The organism is Pseudoxanthomonas sp. CCNWLY206-1, from assembly GCF_039710385.1.
Taxonomy (GTDB): Bacteria; Pseudomonadota; Gammaproteobacteria; order Xanthomonadales; family Xanthomonadaceae; genus Pseudoxanthomonas_A.
This window is the reverse complement of sequence record NZ_JBDKXI010000001.1, coordinates 725,035-742,424: the sequence shown is the minus strand read 5'-3', so window position 1 is coordinate 742,424 and position 17,390 is coordinate 725,035. Positions and strand designations below refer to the sequence as shown.

Sequence of the window (17,390 nt, the reverse complement as noted above, 5' to 3'; positions counted from 1 at the left end):
ATGACCCTCAAAGCCGACAATCACCCGTAGGAAACCAACCGCCATGCTCGCCGGCCGCTCGTACAAATTCACAGAGTTCGTCTTCTGGACCAGGCGCTGGCTTTACGCGCTGGTCGTCTTCAACGTCGTTCTCGTGACGCTCTATCAGGTGGTTGGTTTCAGATGGCTGATCATCCCTTGGGGTGTGACTTTCATGTTGGGCACCACGGTCGCCCTCATGGCGGGCTTCAAGAGCACGCAGACCTATAACCGGACATGGGAAGCACAGCAGATATGGGCCTCCATTGCCGGTACGAGCCGACTTTGGGGCATGGTCAGCAGGGATTTTCTGACGGACGAAAAGGACTCCAGGCGCCTGGTCTACCGCCATCTGGCGTGGTTGGCGGCATTGCGCTACCAGATGCGGGAAAGCAAGGCTTGGGAGACGGTCAAGAGCGCATCCAACGCGGAGTACTTGAAGCCTTACGGCGTTCCTGAAAAAGAGAGCGCCTTGGAAGCGGAGATCGCGAAGTACGTTTCGCCGGGAGAGAAGAGCAGGATCCTCATCGCTACCAGCAAAGCGACGCAGGTCATCGGCCTGCAAAGCGAAGCGCTCCGATCGATGTTCAGTTCGGGCGCGATCCCGGCCAACGTATTTTTCGAGCTGCAGAAGGTGCTCAAGGAGTTCCAGGACCTGCAGGCAAAGAGCGAACGAATCAAGAATTACCCGTATCCGAGGCAGTACGCGATCATCAACGCGATATTCGTCAGGATCCTTTGCATTCTCCTGCCGCTGGGAATAATCGGTGAGCTTGAGCGGCTGAACCAGGCGGTCATCGGCGTGATGGCAGGCCAGATGGTCTGGTTGGCGATCCCCTTGAGCGTGCTGATCTCATGGATGTACGCCGCACTGGACCAGGTGGGGGAGAGTAGTGCCAATCCATTCGAGGGTGGGGCGAACGATGTTCCCATCTCGCAGATATGTACATCCATTGAAGTAGACCTGAGACAGTTGCTGGGTGAAAGCGATGTGCCAATCAGGTCCCAGCCGACCAGTCCTGTCGTGATGTGACGACGGTCAGGAGCCAGACAATGAAGATCGCGGTAGTCGGCGGAAATGGCCTCATCGGTACCAAGCTTGTAGCCAGGCTGAGGTCACACGGGCATGAGGTCAATGCCGCTTCGCGAAGATCCGGCGTGAATGCCATTACGGGCATTGGATTGGACGAGGCGTTAAGTGGGGCGCATACGGTGATCGACGTAACGAATTCGCCATCGTTCGACGAACCTGAAGTTACCGAGTTCTTCAAGAAATCGACCGAACAGTTGCTCGCGGCCAGCGAACGCGCAGGCGTCTCCCACTATTTGGCGCTGTCGGTGGTTGGCACGCAACGGCTGCAAACCAGCGGATATTTCCGGGCGAAGGAGGTGCAGGAAGACCTAGTGAAACGTTCGAGCCTCTCGCACACGCTGGTGCAATCGACGCAGTTCTTCGAGTTCATGGCCAACATCATCCCACCCGGCGTTGTCATGGAAAACGTCCATCTGTCGCCCGCCTTGGTGCAGCCCGTGGCAGCGGACGACGTGGCCGCTCTGTTGGCCAATGTTGCGACGGCATCGCCATCGCGCGGGGTCGTCGAGATTGCCGGCCCGGAATCCTACCGGCTGTGCGATCTCGTTCAATGGGTCATGTACAGCTACCAGGACGACAGGCCTGTAATGGCGGACCCCGGCGCCAGCTACTACGGTGCGATCCTGGATGACCATACGCTCACTCCAGGACCCCGCGCGTTGATTGCAAGCACCTATTTCAGGGATTGGCTCAATGAATATCTCTCCGGGCCACGGCAGATGCCGCATGTCCACCATCCGAATCCAATGGCACGCACCTCTTAAGCCGGACGAGTACCCCGGCGCCACCCGTGAACGACGTCAATCCAAAGAAGGAATATCGAAATGAATAAACTCATCGCATCTATTTTCTTGATTGCGGCGACGTTGGTCTGCCCGGCTGCCACGGCGCAGACGGACAAGCCCACGATCGTTCTGGTTCACGGTGCTTTCGCCGACGCCTCATCGTGGAACAGAGTGGCTTCGATTCTGCAGGAGCAGGGCTACCCTGTGGTTGCTGTCGCCAATCCGCTGCGAGGCGTCAAGAGCGATGCCGAGTACGTCGGCGATATCGTTGACTCGATCAAGACCCCCGTCGTACTGGTGGGGCATTCTTATGGCGGCTTGGTGATAGGCGAGGTTGCCGGCCCAAGCCGAAAGGTCAAGGCACTGGTATTCGTTGCCGCATTCGCGGCGGAAGCCGGGGAAACCGCGGCAGGGCTTTCGGGAAAATTTCCCGGCAGCACTCTTGGAGGGACCTTGGCGGCCCCCGTCACGCTGACTACGGGCGGGAAGGATCTTTATATCCGCCAGGATAAGTTTCACGATCAGTTCGCCGCGGACGTGAGCGAAGCCGAAGCCGCGCTGATGGCGATATCGCAACGCCCGGTGACCGAAGCGGCACTCAACGAGCCGGCTGGCGCATCAGGCTGGAAGCAAACTCCTTCGTGGTTTGTCTATGGCGACAAGGACAAGAATATTCCTGCGGCTGCCTTGGCATTCATGGCTGATCGAGCGAAATCACGGAAGACCGTGGTTGTGTCCGGCGCTTCGCATGTAGTGATGGTGTCCCATCCCGGTGCCATCGCGGCGCTGGTGCTGGCGGCGGCGCGGTCCGACTAGTCTCTCCGCAACCTCGGCTGGAACTGGCGCATGGCAGGCATGGGAAAAGGCCGGATGGAAGGGTTCAGTGATGGGGTGATGGCGATCATCATCACCATCATGGTCCTGGAGCTGAGGGTTCCACACGGATCCGATCTTGGCGCGCTGCGGCCGCTGATTCCCGCCTTTCTGAGCTATGTCCTGAGCTTCGTCTACATCGGCATCTATTGGAACAACCATCATCACTTGATGCATGCGGCAAAAAAAGTATCCGGCGGGATGCTATGGGCCAATCTGAACTTCCTCTTCTGGCTATCGCTGTTTCCATTCGCGACAGCGTGGATGGGGGAAAATCATTTCGAAACGATGCCATCGGCGGTATATGGGTTCGTTCTTCTCATGACGGCCATTGCTTACTACCTGCTGCAAAGAAGCATTATCTTCGCGAATGAGCCAGAGTCCGCGCTGAAGCACGCCATCGGAAAGGATTGGAAAGGAAAGCTACCGCCATTGCTCTACGTTATAGCTATCATCCTGTCTTTCCGGGTGAACTGGATCGCTCAGGTGCTTTATGTTTCGGTTGCCCTCATATGGCTGGTGCCGGATCGGAGAATCGAGCGGGCTATTGGCGTCGCCGGGTCCTGATCGTACGGAAGTCCCTCATGCCGTGAACAGGGCGTTTTGCCAACCATGGCGGCCTGCTCGACCTCCGTGATGCGACTTGGCAAGGGCGTTCATACCTGCACTAACGCCAAGTGTTAAGGTTGCGCGATGTGGGCTTTCTGGCCTCACGGAATTTAGATGACATCGCTTTGGCGTGTGGTACGTGGCTGGTTGCGTCCTTTTCGACGCAGCCTGGTCGCGGTACGTTCGGCGCTGCGCCGCTCAAGGCGACAGCGTCCGCACACGGAAGAGCCGTTGCGCGCGCAGCTTTTCAGCGCCGAGCAAATGGCATTGCATGGCGCAGCGCTGGCGCGCTCCCATCGAGTACGCAGCGGGCGCAGTCCCGAAGCGCTGCTCGCACGCCTCAAACAGAATGAAGAAGTATTGCGCGATGCTAGAGCGATGCTGGTCGCCATGCTGCGCGACGATGTGAGGATCACGCCGGCCGGCGAATGGTTGCTCGACAACTTCCATCTGGTCGAAGACCAGATACTCACCGCCAGGCGCCATCTACCGACGGGATATAGCCGGCAGCTGCCGGCATTGTCGGACGGTCCATCGGTCGGCCTCCCGCGCGTCTACGCCCTATCGATGGATGCCATCGCACATGGTGACGGCCGCATCGATGCCGATGCCATGGGCCGGTTCGTGGCTGCCTACCAGAGGGTGACCCCGTTGAAGCTCGGGGAGCTATGGGCGATCCCGATCATGCTGCGCCTGGGCCTGCTGGAAAACCTCCGGCGGGTAGCGGCACGGGTGGTACGCGACGGCATCGACCATCGCTTGGCCACCGATTGGGCCGATCGGCTCAACACGACCGCCGCCGAGGATCCCAAGAGCGTGGTACTTATCGTGGCGGACATGGCGCGCTCACAGCCGCCGTTGTCAGGCGCCTTCGTCGCGGAACTGGTGCGGGGGCTGCACGGTCGTGGTGGCGTACTGGCGATGCCGGTCACCTGGGTCGAGCAATGGCTGGCCGATGGCGGCCAGCGCGTCGAGGAGCTCGTGCATCTTGAAAGCCAGCAACAGGCGGCTGACCAGGTGTCGATCAGCAACAGCATCGCCAGCCTGCGCTTCTTGTCCACAATGGACTGGCGCGATTTCGTCGAAGATTTGAGCATCGTCGACAGCCACCTGCGTCAGGATCCCGATAGAACCTACGCCCAGATGGATTTCCACACGCGTGACAGCTACCGGCACAGCGTGGAGATGCTGGCGCGACGGAGCGGCGCCAGCGAAGGCGACGTGGCCGAATGCGTTGTGCGGCTGGCGATGGCTGGCGCAGGCGACGATCGTCGCCATGTCGGCTACTACTTGGTAGACGATGGCCTGCGCGAGATGGCGAATGAGGTCGGCGGCCTACCGAACGCAAACCGCGTGCCGTGGGTTCCTCCACGTACGCGGTCGCTTGTTACCTATATGACGCCGATCGCTGCCGTCGCATTGATCGGCGCCTGGGCTCTGATGCGGCAGCTGGAAATACAGCAGGCCAATACGCCGCCTTGGCTTTTGGCTGTCGTCGCGTTGGCGGGACTGGTGGTCTTCAGCGAATTGGGTATCGCGCTGGTCAACTGGATAGCAACGTTGTTGGTTCCGCCACGCACGTTGCCGCGGATGGATTTTTCCAAAGGCGTGCCGCCCGACTCGCGCACGCTGGTCGCGGTGCCGAGCATGCTCAGCAATGTGGCTACGGTGGACGAACTGGTCGAAGGCCTGGAGGTTCGATTCCTTGCCAATCGCGACGCGAACATGCACTTCGCATTGCTGACGGATTTTCTGGATGCCGACCAAGTCACTCTGCCCGCCGATGCCGCTCTGCTGGATCATGCGGCGGCGCAAATCGCGTCCTTGAATAATCGGTATGCGCCGGAAAACGGCGACCGTTTCTTTCTGTTCCACCGCCCGCGCATATGGAACGCTGGCGAACGTACCTGGATGGGGCACGAGCGTAAACGAGGCAAATTGGCGGCATTGAATCGGGTCCTGCGCGGCGGCGCGCCGTCCGCCGACTTCAGTCGGGTAATCGGTGCGGTCGCAGTGCTGAAGCAAGTGCGTTACGTGATCACTCTGGATACGGATACGCGGCTGCCGCGCGATGCCGCGCGCGAATTCGTCGCCACGCTGGCGCATCCGCTGAACCGGGCACGCATCGATCCCGCGAAAGGCCGCGTCACCCGTGGCTACGGAATCCTGCAACCCAGCGTGGGTAGCATGAGCGCGCATCGCATCAGCCGCTATGCGCGGCTGTTTGGGAGCGAACCGGGTATCGATCCCTACACGCGAACGGTGTCGGACGTGTACCAGGATTTGTTCGGGGAAGGCTCGTTCGTCGGCAAGGGCATCTACGAGGTAGATGCGTTCGAACAGGTGCTGGCGGGCAGGCTGCCGGACAACCGCATCCTCAGTCACGACTTGCTGGAAGGCTGCTATGCGCGGGCAGGTCTGGTCAGCGACGTGCGCCTGTTCGAGGATTATCCATCGCGCTACGCGGCTGACGTGAAGCGCCGCGGCCGCTGGATCCGTGGTGACTGGCAACTGCTGCCCTGGTTACTGCCTTGGGTGCCGCGTGCCCATCGCGGTTACCAGTCCAATCCCTTGTCGACGCTGTCGCGCGCCAAACTGCTGGACAATCTCCGCCGCAGTCTGGTGCCGCTTGCCACCACCACGCTGCTGTTGCTGGGCTGGTGGTCGCTACCGTCCGCGCTGGTGTGGACTTCATGCTTGCTCAGTCTGTTTTTCCTGCCGGCGCTGGCATCGGCGCTGCACAACGCGGTGAGCAAGCCCCCGGACCTAGCCTGGAGTACCCATCTCGGCTTGGCCGGCGAGGCGCTATCGTCGCAGTTGCTGCGCGCGTTGGTGACGCTGGCCTGTCTGCCTTACGAAGCGGGCTACAGCACAGTGGCAATCCTGCGAACGTTGTGGCGCATGGCGCTGAGCCGTCGCCGCTTGCTGCAGTGGGATGCGTCGAGCGAAGTCGAGCGCTCGCTTGCTCGCAACGGCGCGGTAGAACTGCGCAGCATGGCGCCGGCTTCGTTGTTCGCGGTCGCAGTGGCGATCGGGCTGGCATGGCGGCATCCGCATGCATTGTGGATCGCCGGTCCGCTGCTGGCGTTATGGTCGCTGTCGCCGTTGCTGATGACATGGATGAGCCGTGCGGGAACGCCGCAGCATTCGCAGCTGTCGGCACCGCAGCGGGCGTTTCTCGGCCGCCTGGCTCGACGCACCTGGGCATTCTTCGAAGTGCACATGCGGACCGAAGATCATTGGCTGCCGCCGGACAACGTGCAGGAGCATCCGCAACTGGTGGTCGCACGCCGCACTTCACCCACCAACATCGGGCTGGCGTTGTTGGGCAATCTGGCGGCTTACGACCTTGGCTACTTGCAAGCCGGCGGGGTGATCGAGCGCACACGGCTCACGCTCGCGGCCATGGAGACGCTGCCGCGCCATCGCGGTCATTTCTATAACTGGTACGACACGGCGACCTTGCAACCACTGCCGCCGAAGTATCTGTCCACCGTGGATAGCGGCAATCTCGCGGGACATCTGCTTACTCTGCGTCAGGGATTGCTGGCGTTGTGCGACGGACCCGTGCTGGCGACGGCGACCTACGATGGCTTGGCCGATACGCTTGGCGTGTTACGCCAGGAGCGGCTCCGCGCGACGGGTCTGACTGCACCGCTTGATGACGCAATGGATGCGTTCGCCCTGGTGATAGAGGCACTGCGCGAGCGGCCGCCGTCGAATCCGTCGGAGGCGTGGCGCGAGCTGAGCGAATTGGCGGTACAGGCGGCGGCAATCGCCTCGCTATGGCCACCACAGGAGCCAGCGACGCCCGAGCAACCGGCCGATATCCTATTGCCGCACTGGCCGCAGTCGTTGCTGCAGGCTTGCCAATCCGCGTTGGACGAGATGCGTGGCCTGGCGCCCTGGTTGATTGCCGAAGACCCGGCGGCGCACAGGGAAGACGACCCTGTGCCGCCGCCGACGTTGCGGGAGCTGGCCGCGCTTGTTGCGCAGCCCGAAGTAGCCGCGCGAGCACGCGCACGCATTCATGAGCTCGAGCACCTGGCGCATACCGCCGGACAGCTTTCGCTGATGGAATACGGCTTCCTGTACGACCCGGCGCGGCGCCTGCTCGCTATCGGCTACAACGTCGACGAACGGCGTCTTGATCAGGGCTACTACGATCTTCTGGCGTCCGAGGCGCGCCTTTGCAGCTTTGTGGCCATCGCGCAGGGACAATTGCCGCAGGAAAGTTGGTTCGCCTTGGGGCGCCTGCTCACCGAAGTCGATGGCCAATCCACGCTATTGTCGTGGAGCGGTTCGATGTTCGAGTACCTGATGCCGCAGTTGGTAATGCCCAGCTATGCCGATACGCTGCTCGAGCAGACGTCGCAACACGCCGTCAAAGCGCAGATTGCGCACGGCGCGCGGCACGGGGTGCCGTGGGGTGTCTCCGAATCCGGCTACAACGCCGTCGATGCACGGATGAACTATCAATATCGCGCCTTCGGCGTACCCGGCCTGGGACTCAAGCGCGGTCTCGATCAGGACCTGGTGATCGCGCCTTACGCGAGCATGATGGCGCTGATGGTCGCCCCGGAAGCCGCCTGCCAAAACCTCCAGCGGTTGACAGAGGAAGGCTTCGGCGGCCGCTTCGGGCTGCATGAGGCGATCGATTACACGGCGGGCAGGGTGCCGCCGGGGCAGGTATCCGCGGTGATTCGTTCCTTCATGGCCCACCACCAAGGCATGGGTCTGCTTGCTCTGGACCACTTGCTGCGCGAGCAGCCAATGCAAAAGCGCTTCGCTGCCGATGCCGAGTTTCAGGCGACGCTGCTATTACTGCAGGAACGCATCCCACGCGCTGGTATCTTCCATCCACACGAAGCCGGTGATGCCGGTGGGCGCCGCACCCATGCCGAGCGCGAAGGTGAAGCGCCACTTCGCCTGTTGCGGGATCCCGGTGTGTCGCGGGCGGCGGTACAGCTGTTGTCGAACGGACGCTACCACGGTCTGCTGAGCAGTGCGGGAGGCGGCTACAGTCGCTTGGGCGACATGTCGATCACACGCTGGCGCGAAGACGCGACGCGGGACCACTGGGGCAGCTTCTGCTATCTGCGCGATGTGAGCAGTGGTGAGTATTGGTCGGCCGCCTATCAGCCTACCGCGGTGGCGGTGGACAACTATGAGGTGATCTTCTCGGATGCCAAGGCCGAATTCCGGGGAAGCAAGCGCGGATACGAGACTCATCTGGAAGTAGCGATCTCCGCCGAGGACGATATCGAGTTACGGCGATTGCGTATTAGCAATCGGTCGCGGTACGCGCGAGTCATCGAGATCACCACCTATGCCGAAGTGGTGCTGGCGCCCGCCATCGCGGACGAGCTGCACCCGGCCTTCAGCAATCTGTTCGTACAGACCGAGATCGTGCGCGACAAGCAGGCACTGTTGTGCACACGCAGGCCGCGTGCGCACGACGAGGCCACGCCGTGGATGTTCCACCTGGTGGCGGTACATGACGCGGATATAAGCGCGATTTCCTATGAAACCGACCGCGCTCGCTTCATCGGCCGGTGCAACACCACGCGCTCGCCCCGCGCACTGACCGACGATGACGTGCTCTCCGATTCCGCCGGTTCGGTGCTGGACCCGGTGGTGGCGATCCGCACCCGCATCGTCCTGGCGCCGGAACAGACCGCAATGATCGACATGGTCTATGGCGTCGGTGGCGATAGGGCGACGTGCGCCGCATTGGTCGACAAGTATCGTGACAGGCACTTGGCCGACCGCGTGTTCGACCTGGCATGGACCCACAGTCAGGTGGTCCGTCGGCAGATCAACGCTTCCCAAAGCGACGCGCAGCTGTATGAGCGACTGGCCGGACTGATGGTGTATTCGCACCCCACGCTTCGCGCGGACAACGAGCTACTGATGCAGAACCGGCGCGGGCAGTCGGGTCTGTGGGGCCACGCCATCTCCGGCGACCTGCCGATCGCGCTGCTGCAGATCGGCGACGCCGACAATATCGAGCTGGTTCGACAGATGGTGCAGGCACATGCGTATTGGCGACTAAAAGGGTTGCATGCCGATCTGGTGATCTGGAACGAGAGCCAGAGTGGCTACCGGCAGCAATTGCAGGAGCAGATACTCGGCATGATTTCTGCCGATGCCGAGGCGAACTTACTGGAGCGGCCCGGCGGCATCTTCGTGCGTCCGGTGCAGAACATTTCGCAGGAGGATCGCATCTTGTTGCAAGCGGTGGCGCGCGTGATCGTCAGCGACCAGCGCGGAGCGTTGGCCGCGCAGGTCGGACGCCATCTGCCGGTGCCTCGCGGCATTCCTGAGCTGGTGCCACTGCCGGGACCCGATGTGGACGATCAAGATCGGCCCGCACATGCTGCCAACGAGGAGGAAATTGTGGTGTCGGACGAGGCCAGATGGCCGTTCGAGACTGTCGATAGCGCAGAACTCTTCGACAACGGTACCGGCGCTTTCGCTGCCGATGGCCGCGAGTACGTGATCACGATGCGCGAGGGAGCGCCGACGCCGGCGCCTTGGGCCAACGTCATGTCCAATGCCCAGCTTGGCACGGTGGTGAGCGAAAGCGCTGCCGGCTATACCTGGTTCGAGAACGCGCATGAGTTCCGTCTGTCGCCCTGGCACAACGATCCGGTCGCCGATGCGTGCGGCGAGGCGTTCTACCTGCGCGACGAAGACAGCGGCCGGGTATGGTCGCCACAACCATTGCCTTGCCGTGGAGAAGGGAGTTATCGCACCCGCCATGGCTTCGGCTACAGCGTCTACGAACATGAGCAGGACGGTATAGCCAGCGAACTCTGGGTCTATGTTGCCTTGCAGGACCCGGTGAAGTTTTCCGTCTTGAAGCTGCGTAATCTCTCCGGACGCAGTCGCCGGATTTCAGCGACTGGCTACGTCGAATGGATACTGGGTGACTTGCGCGCCAAGTCGCAGATGCACATCGTCAGCGAGCAGGATGGCCCAGGCGGCGCGCTGCTGGCACGTAATCCCTACAGTGCCGAATTTTCCGGATGCACCGCTTTCTTCGACGTGGACGCCTGCATTCCTGCTGACGGCGCCCGCAGCTGCACCGGCGATCGGGCGGAGTTCCTGGGCCGCAACGGCGACCTCACTACGCCCGACGCATTGCGTCGCGAGCGACTGTCCGGACGCCTGGGTGCAGGTCTCGATCCCTGCGCTGCAATCCAGGTTTCAATGGCGCTGCCTGCTGGCGCCAGCAGTCAAACCGTGTTTCGCCTCGGCGCCGGGAAGGACCGTGACGACGCGATGCAACTGGCACGCCGCCTGCGCGGCGGCGATGTCGCTCGCGACGCGTTGGCGCAAGTGCGTGATCATTGGCGACAGCTGCTCGACGGACTTCAGGTCACGACGCCTGATCCCGCCGTGGATCTGCTGGTCAATGGTTGGCTGCCTTACCAGACATTGGCGTGCCGCTACTTGGCGCGCAGCGGCTACTACCAGTCCGGCGGCGCTTTCGGCTTCCGCGATCAACTGCAGGACATGATGGCGTTGGTGCACGCGACGCCGGCTTTGACCCGCGAGCACCTGTTGCGCAGCGCTGCGCACCAGTTTCCGCAAGGTGACGTGTTGCACTGGTGGCATCCACCGCAGGACCATGGCGTGCGCACGCGCTGCTCCGACGATTACCTGTGGCTGCCGTTAGCCGCGTGCCGCTACCTCCAGGTCACCGGTGACCGCAGTCTGTTGGACGAGGACGTACGCTATATCGATGGCCGCAGCGTCAGCGCCGAGGAAGAGTCCTATTACGATGTGCCTGTCGCTTCGCACCTGCACGCGCCGTTCTACGACCACTGCGTGCGAGCGTTGCGCCGTGGCTTGACGCTGCTCGGAAAGCGAGGACTGCCATTGATCGGCACCGGCGACTGGAACGACGGCATGAATCGGGTGGGTGAGGGCGGCGAGGGCGAAAGCGTATGGCTGGGCTTCTTTCTGTTCCACGTACTGGCGCAGTTCGCACCTGTGGCGCGCGAGCGGGGCGACACTCTGTTCGCTGACGAATGCGATGCAGCGGCGGAGACCTTGCGCGGCAACCTCGATGCGCATGCCTGGGATGGTGATTGGTACAAGCGCGCCTGGTTCGACGACGGCACCGCGCTGGGCTCGGCGCAAAGCGACGAATGCCGGATCGATTCGATATCGCAAAGCTGGTCCGTGCTTTCCGGCGCTGGCGAGCCGTCGCGCGCGCAACAGGCCATGGCGTCGCTCGATCGCCATCTGGTCAAGCGGGATGCCGGGCTGATCCAACTGTTGGACCCGCCATTCGACCGCATCTCCAAGGACCCCGGCTACATTCGCGGCTACGTCCCCGGCGTGCGGGAAAACGGCGGGCAGTACACGCATGCAGCGATATGGGCGGCGATGGCCTTCGCCAAGCTCGGCGATGGCGAACGGGCCTGGGAACTGGCCCGCATGATCAATCCAATCCAGCACAGCCTGGATGCGCAAGCGATGGGTCGCTACAAAGTGGAGCCTTATGTCCTGGCGGCCGATGTCTACGCGGTAGCACCGCATACAGGCCGCGGGGGCTGGACCTGGTACACCGGATCAGCGGGCTGGATGTACCGGCTACTGGTCGAATCGCTACTGGGCTTGCGCCGGGAAGGCGATATCTTGCACCTGAAACCGTGCTTGCCGGCCGAATGGGGTACCTATCGGATCCGCTATCGTCATCATGAAAGCGTCTATCAGATCGAAGTGACGCAGGTGGATGCTCTGGAAGATGTCGTCGGCATGCCGTTGCCCGAACTTACCGTCGATGGACACAGACAGGAAAGCGCCCACTTCGCATTGATCAACGACGGGGGCACGCATCATGTGCACTTGCGTCAGTTGCGGCGACGCGATGCGCCGAGCTACTCGCAGCTTTGATAGTGGGAAAAGCATGCTGACGGTTCGCATGCTGCAACACGACGACATGATGGACGCCTAGTCGCATCGGATAGCGCGATCCGCACGGGGATACTAGAGCGACTGCATCTCTCGGTTGCCATCGTCCCGCTTATCCTCCGGCACGACTTCCGGCTGCGATTGCACTTTCGGTTCTGCAGCGGGGCCCGGCTGCAAGCCGGCGCCCGGTTGCTCAGGCACTTCGATGTACGGCAGCTGCAACGCCTGGCTTGTCGTCCGACGAATGCGGTTGGTCAGTGCCGCGCTTTTGTTGAGTTCCTGCCCGTAGCTGGGAACGATTGTGGTGATGCGCGCCCGCCAAGCCCCGGCCATTTGCGCGGGAAAGGCTTGCGCCAGTAATTTCAACATGATCGGCGGCGAGGTGGATGCGCCGGGGGAAGCACCCAGCAAGGCAGAGATCGTGTGGTCCTTGTCGGTCACGATTTCCGTGCCGAACTCCAGCGAGGCCTTGCCTGTCTCTGGGTTGCGCTTGATGATCTGGACGCGCTGGCCCGCGGTGATCAACTGCCAGTCCGCACGCTTGGCCTTGGGGAAATACTTGACCAGTTCGGCCTGGCGGTCATCGTCGTTCAACTCGGCCTGTTGCATCAGGTATTTGACCAGGTCCAGATTCTCCTCACCGACCCGCAGCATGCCGCCGACATTATTGTGATTGACCGAGGAGTACATATCGAACCAGGAACCCTCCTTCAGGAACTTGGTGCTGTACAGCGCGAACGGGCCGAACAGCACCACCGGCTTGCCGTCGAGCTTGCGCGCGTCGATATGCGGCACGGACATCGGCGGCGATCCGGTGTCGGCCATGCCGTATACCTTCACCTTGTGGCGGCTTGCGATGGCAGGATCGCGAAATGCGAGGAACTGCCCGCCTACGGGAAAACCAGCGTAGTTCTTCGATTCCGGAATGCCTGACATCTGCAGCAGCTTCAGCGCCGCGCCGCCAGCTCCGATGAACACGTAACGAGATTTGATCGTCTGCTCACGGTCGCCTTGCAGGTCATTGACGGTCACGTTCCATGTCTTGTCGCCGTTCTGGCTTAGACCGCGCACCTCGTGCCGCAGATGCAGCTGGAAATTGGGATTCCTGCGCAGAGCGTCCGTCAGCTGACGCGTGATCACGCCGAAGTTCACATCCGTGCCGAGCGGCATGTAGGTTGCCGCGACCGTTTGTTTGGAATCGCGGCCTTCCATCACCAGCGGAGCCCATTGCTGGATCTGCGCCGGGTCGGTGGAGAATTGCATGCCGTAGAACAGCGGGTTCTTGACCAGCGCCGCGTGGCGCTTGCGCAGATATTCGATGCGGTCCTGGCCCCACACAAAGCTCATATGCGGGGTAGGGTTGACGAAGTCCGTCGGCGTGCCCAGGCGCCCGTTGCGGACTTGGTGCGACCAGAACTGCCGCGAGACTTCAAACTGCTCGGCGATGCCCACCGCGCGTTTGGTCTCGATGGAACCATCCGGCAGCTCGGGCGTGTAGTTGAGCTCGGCAAACGCCGAATGGCCCGTGCCCGCGTTGTTCCAGCCGTTGGAGCTCTCCAGCGCCACGTCGTCGAGCCGCTCGTACAGATGGACTTTCCAGCCTGGCTCAAGTTCTTGCAGGAACGTCGCCAGCGTGACGCTCATGATGCCGCCGCCTACCAGCACCACATCCACCGGGCGGTCGTTCTCCGCCTTGGGCGGCGCAGGCGTGTAAAGCGGCCAGTAGAGGAACAGCACCGCAACCAGGACCAGCACGACCACGATGCTGGCAAGCCATTTGAGAAACCGTTTCACGATGCGTGTACTCCTCTATCGGCCAGGTTTGGGCTGCATCGACCGGCTGATGCGACACATGATCACGCCATGCCTCACAAACAGATTCGGCGATGCTGAACGTCCTGATGTATCGCGAGAGTGAACACCGTGGGCAACACGTTCCGTCCGCCGATTGGCATGGCCACAGGTGCCATGCAGGCGTTAGGGCAGGTTACTCGTGGCCTAGTGCATGGCGAATCGCTTGTTCCACCGGCGAATAGTTCTTGTCGGCCCTGGCAAGGCTTGGTGGTTCCCGGGGTAGCAACGGCGGCTGTGCCATGAAGCGGGGTTGGGAGCCGTGGTGTGCTTGCGCCGCGTGGACGATGAATGGATGGCAGAGATAGACCGTTCCGGCCTCACCAACGGCAAGCGCTTCCGGACATTCGCTGGTTTCTTCCAGGCGATCAATGAGTTCGCGTGCGGTCAGGCCGCTTTCGCCACCAGGTTCGAGTATCCGTGCAACGCGTAGGTGCGAGCCGATCCGAAGACGCGTGGGTGCATCCTGCTCCCCCACGTCGGAGAACAGAAACAGCATGAGCAGGGCTCGGTCGCGCGAACGCACGTTCGCCCGCCAATCCATGAAATCCGGCTTCTCCCAGTCGAAACTCATGTCGATATGCCAACCCGTATCCGCCGGTTCATGCGGAGAAGGAAAGCGCACCGGGAAGGTGCCCATCGCCATGCAGGGGAGCCATCTTTCCGGGCCGACCAGTTGATCGAAGGCCGCGTGGAGCACTGCCGTGTTCGCGGCATCGACGAATGGCTTCTGCGCATACATGCCCAGGCGAACAACCGGCTCGGCCCAGGTCGCCGGATCGTCCGCGTCGTATCCCGTATCGCGCCACAGCAGCCGCCGAGTTTCGTCCGCAATCGGCTTGGGAAATGCATGATCGATGCGAACAAAGCCGTCTTCGACAAACCGCCGGATTTGCTCATCGGTCAGTGGGTTGATCTTGTGTGTGTCGGCCATGTTGGGTTGGTAGCTCCGAGCGAGATTATCCTGGGCAAGCGAGATCCGTGAGGTCTCGCGATTGCAGATTCTCCCGCTTCCAGAATGGCCAGATCATCTTGCGGTCCAATTGCTTTGACCCCGTCGTGATCCTTCCGACTTCGAGGCATTCCTGTTCCAGCGGGTTGTCCATCCTGACCTGCTGACTTTGATCACAGGTTGGTTTAGTGTTCGGTCCCACGTTTCCTGTGACGCCAATGGAAGGGCGCGCCGACTTGATCGCTACACCGGCAGAACGTGCGATCCGCCTTCAGCCAAGCACGATGTCGAATCCAGGGGCAGTGAATCGTCGTCCCACTACACCCGGCGCGATTCCGCGCCCTTACACGCCTCTCGGAGCCTTGCCATGACAGTCCCAGCGAAGATCATCCCTTGCCTCTGGTTCAATTTCAACGCCGAGGAGGCGGTGGATCATTACCTCTCGATCTTCAAGGACGGCCGAATCCTCGAGGTCTCGCACTACGGAGATGCCGTACCCGCGCACAAGGGCAAGGTCATGACGATACGCTTCGAGATCGAGGGACAGTCCTTGCTGGGACTCAATGCCGGGCCCAACTTTCCGTTTACCGAGGCGATTTCGCTGATGGTGGGTTGCGATGACCAGGCGGAAATCGATGAGCTTTGGTCCAAGCTCAGCGCGGGCGGCAGCGAAGGGCCCTGCGGTTGGCTAAAGGACAAGTTCGGCCTGTCATGGCAGATCTACCCGCGGCAGATCATCGAGATGTACAACAGCCCCGACCGGGACGCGGCCGCGCGGACGATGCAGGCGATGATGCAGATGAAGAGGCTCGACATCGCCGCCCTTCGCGCCGCGTACGAAGGCAAATGACGTCGGAGAAGATCAAGAATCATGGCTGCGGAGTTCTACATAAGGTTCATGGATTCGTCTTGGATGGCGGAGCGGAAACAAGATTTGATAGGGAAAGTCGAAGTTCTCCCCACCTATGTGCGGAATGAAGGGAACGAGTATTGGCTGCTGGGATTGGAAGACCGGGATTCGGAAGGCCGTTGGAAGTTCGATGTGCGCATATCCATGGAAGAAGAATCACAGGCGCTGCTTGAAATTTCGGCGCATCCCCCCAGCATCGAACACGATCTGAAGCGCCTGTTTTCCTGGCTCAGGAGCAGAACCACGCTGACGATCGTTGATGAAGATGGGCAGCCGTCAGGCTGGTAGGTCAGCAAAGTGCCTCCGGTGCCACGGCTAGGCGCCGGAGGCGCCATCCATGCGGCAAACATTGCGTCCAAGAGATCGAGAGCGCTTCGCTGGCAGACCGGCCAAGCATTTCGCACGGTTGTCCCAGGTGATGCCGCGTTCAGGTGTCTTGCAGGCGCTGTGGCTAAACTCGGCGGATTCCGAAAAGTCACATATTTCCCATGTCGTCCGCCAATCCGTTCTGCCGACCCATCACGTTCGCTTTCGTCCTGGCGATATCGCTGGCCGCTTGCGGTTCGAACCGGAGCAAGGATCCGCCGCCGCCGCTGGGTGAGACCTTCGGTGCCGAGGACACGTATTCGCGCAGCTATGCGGTGCCACCGGCCACTGCCTGCGAAGCCACGCGGCGGGCGCTGCTGGGGCAGGGCTATGTGATCAGCAGGATGGCGGTCGAAACGCTGGAGGCGACCAAGAGCTTCCAGCCCGAATCCGAGGTGCATACGCAGCTCAAGGTACTCGCGACCTGCGTGCCGCGGTCCGACGGTGGTTCGATCGTCTTCATCAATGCGGTGCAGGACCGTTACGCGCTCACGTCTCAATCCAATTCGGCCAGCGTTGGCGTGAGCATGATCGGCTCGTTGTCGTTGCCGGTCCCTGGCGGCAGCAACGCCAACCTTGTGCGAGTGGGTAGCAACACTGTGCAGAACCAGGACTTCTACCGTCGCCTGTTCGACCGTGTGACGTTCTACCTGCCGGGTACCCCGGCCGATGCACCGCCCCCGCCAGAGCCGGCGGGTCCGCCCGATCCGGTCACGCCGAAACAGTAAGAAGATGAAGTTCCACATCTGAATTACAAATCGACTTCATCGGCGTAAACCAGTCTGCGTTCCCACTTCGGGATTTCGATGTCGATCAAGCCGATGTCGACGTGGACAGGATCGCTGTCGAGTACTTCCCATTCCTCCCCGCGACACGCCAATCGCTCGGGCCTTGGCCGGGGCGAGCCAACGGTATCGTCTCGCCGGCATCCAGTTCGGCAACCCAGGCCGCTTCATGGCCGTTGGCACCGCGGCCACGCAGCTGGCGATCATCATTTTCTTTGTT

General features: G+C 61.6%; 11 protein-coding genes. 8 read left to right on the top strand and 3 right to left on the bottom strand.

Annotation, left to right across the window (positions count from 1 at the left end; translation table 11 throughout):
• The first annotated feature begins 43 nt into the window (after window positions 1-43).
• From AADW18_RS03090 to AADW18_RS03070, 5 genes are all read left to right on the top strand, one after another.
• Window positions 44-1,051: a bestrophin family ion channel gene (locus AADW18_RS03090; protein ID WP_337341875.1), complete on the top strand. Its 1,008-nt coding sequence runs from the start codon at window positions 44-46 to the stop codon at window positions 1,049-1,051.
• 20 nt (window positions 1,052-1,071) lie between these two features.
• Window positions 1,072-1,875, top strand: a complete 804-nt coding sequence (locus tag AADW18_RS03085; RefSeq protein WP_337341874.1) for an SDR family oxidoreductase — start codon at window positions 1,072-1,074, stop codon at window positions 1,873-1,875.
• A gap of 60 nt (window positions 1,876-1,935) precedes the next feature.
• A complete protein-coding gene (locus tag AADW18_RS03080; RefSeq protein ID WP_337341873.1) occupies window positions 1,936-2,712 on the top strand; it encodes an alpha/beta hydrolase in 777 nt (258 codons plus the stop codon).
• Window positions 2,713-2,742: 30 nt separating this feature from the next.
• A complete protein-coding gene (locus AADW18_RS03075; RefSeq protein WP_337341872.1) occupies window positions 2,743-3,336 on the top strand; it encodes a TMEM175 family protein in 594 nt (197 codons plus the stop codon).
• 303 nt (window positions 3,337-3,639) lie between these two features.
• On the top strand, window positions 3,640-12,288 hold the full coding sequence (locus AADW18_RS03070) for a glucoamylase family protein (RefSeq protein ID WP_337342110.1): 8,649 nt from the start codon (window positions 3,640-3,642) through the stop codon (window positions 12,286-12,288).
• A 93-nt stretch (window positions 12,289-12,381) separates the two neighbouring features.
• Here the strand turns inward: AADW18_RS03070 and mqo are convergent, their stop codons facing one another.
• Both mqo and AADW18_RS03060 read right to left on the bottom strand, forming a co-directional pair.
• Window positions 12,382-14,100 (bottom strand): malate dehydrogenase (quinone), encoded by a 1,719-nt coding sequence (gene mqo / locus AADW18_RS03065; RefSeq protein ID WP_337341871.1) that lies wholly within the window; start codon window positions 14,098-14,100, stop codon window positions 12,382-12,384.
• Between the two features lie 193 nt (window positions 14,101-14,293).
• Window positions 14,294-15,091: a phytanoyl-CoA dioxygenase family protein gene (locus tag AADW18_RS03060; protein ID WP_337341870.1), complete on the bottom strand. Its 798-nt coding sequence runs from the start codon at window positions 15,089-15,091 to the stop codon at window positions 14,294-14,296.
• A gap of 385 nt (window positions 15,092-15,476) precedes the next feature.
• On the opposite strand from AADW18_RS03060, the gene AADW18_RS03055 reads away from it, so the two are divergent.
• From AADW18_RS03055 to AADW18_RS03045, 3 genes are all read left to right on the top strand, one after another.
• Complete coding sequence (locus AADW18_RS03055) at window positions 15,477-15,959, top strand: VOC family protein (RefSeq protein ID WP_337341869.1); 483 nt, start codon at window positions 15,477-15,479, stop codon at window positions 15,957-15,959.
• A gap of 21 nt (window positions 15,960-15,980) precedes the next feature.
• Window positions 15,981-16,307, top strand: a complete 327-nt coding sequence (locus AADW18_RS03050; RefSeq protein ID WP_337341868.1) for a hypothetical protein — start codon at window positions 15,981-15,983, stop codon at window positions 16,305-16,307.
• Between the two features lie 200 nt (window positions 16,308-16,507).
• On the top strand, window positions 16,508-17,113 hold the full coding sequence (locus tag AADW18_RS03045; RefSeq protein WP_337341867.1) for a DUF2242 domain-containing protein: 606 nt from the start codon (window positions 16,508-16,510) through the stop codon (window positions 17,111-17,113).
• Between the two features lie 23 nt (window positions 17,114-17,136).
• On the opposite strand, the gene AADW18_RS03040 is transcribed toward AADW18_RS03045, so the two are convergent.
• Window positions 17,137-17,265 carry a hypothetical protein gene (locus AADW18_RS03040; RefSeq protein ID WP_337341866.1) on the bottom strand — a complete coding sequence of 43 codons (129 nt, stop codon included), beginning with the start codon at window positions 17,263-17,265 and terminating at the stop codon, window positions 17,137-17,139.
• Window positions 17,266-17,390: the final 125 nt, after the last annotated feature.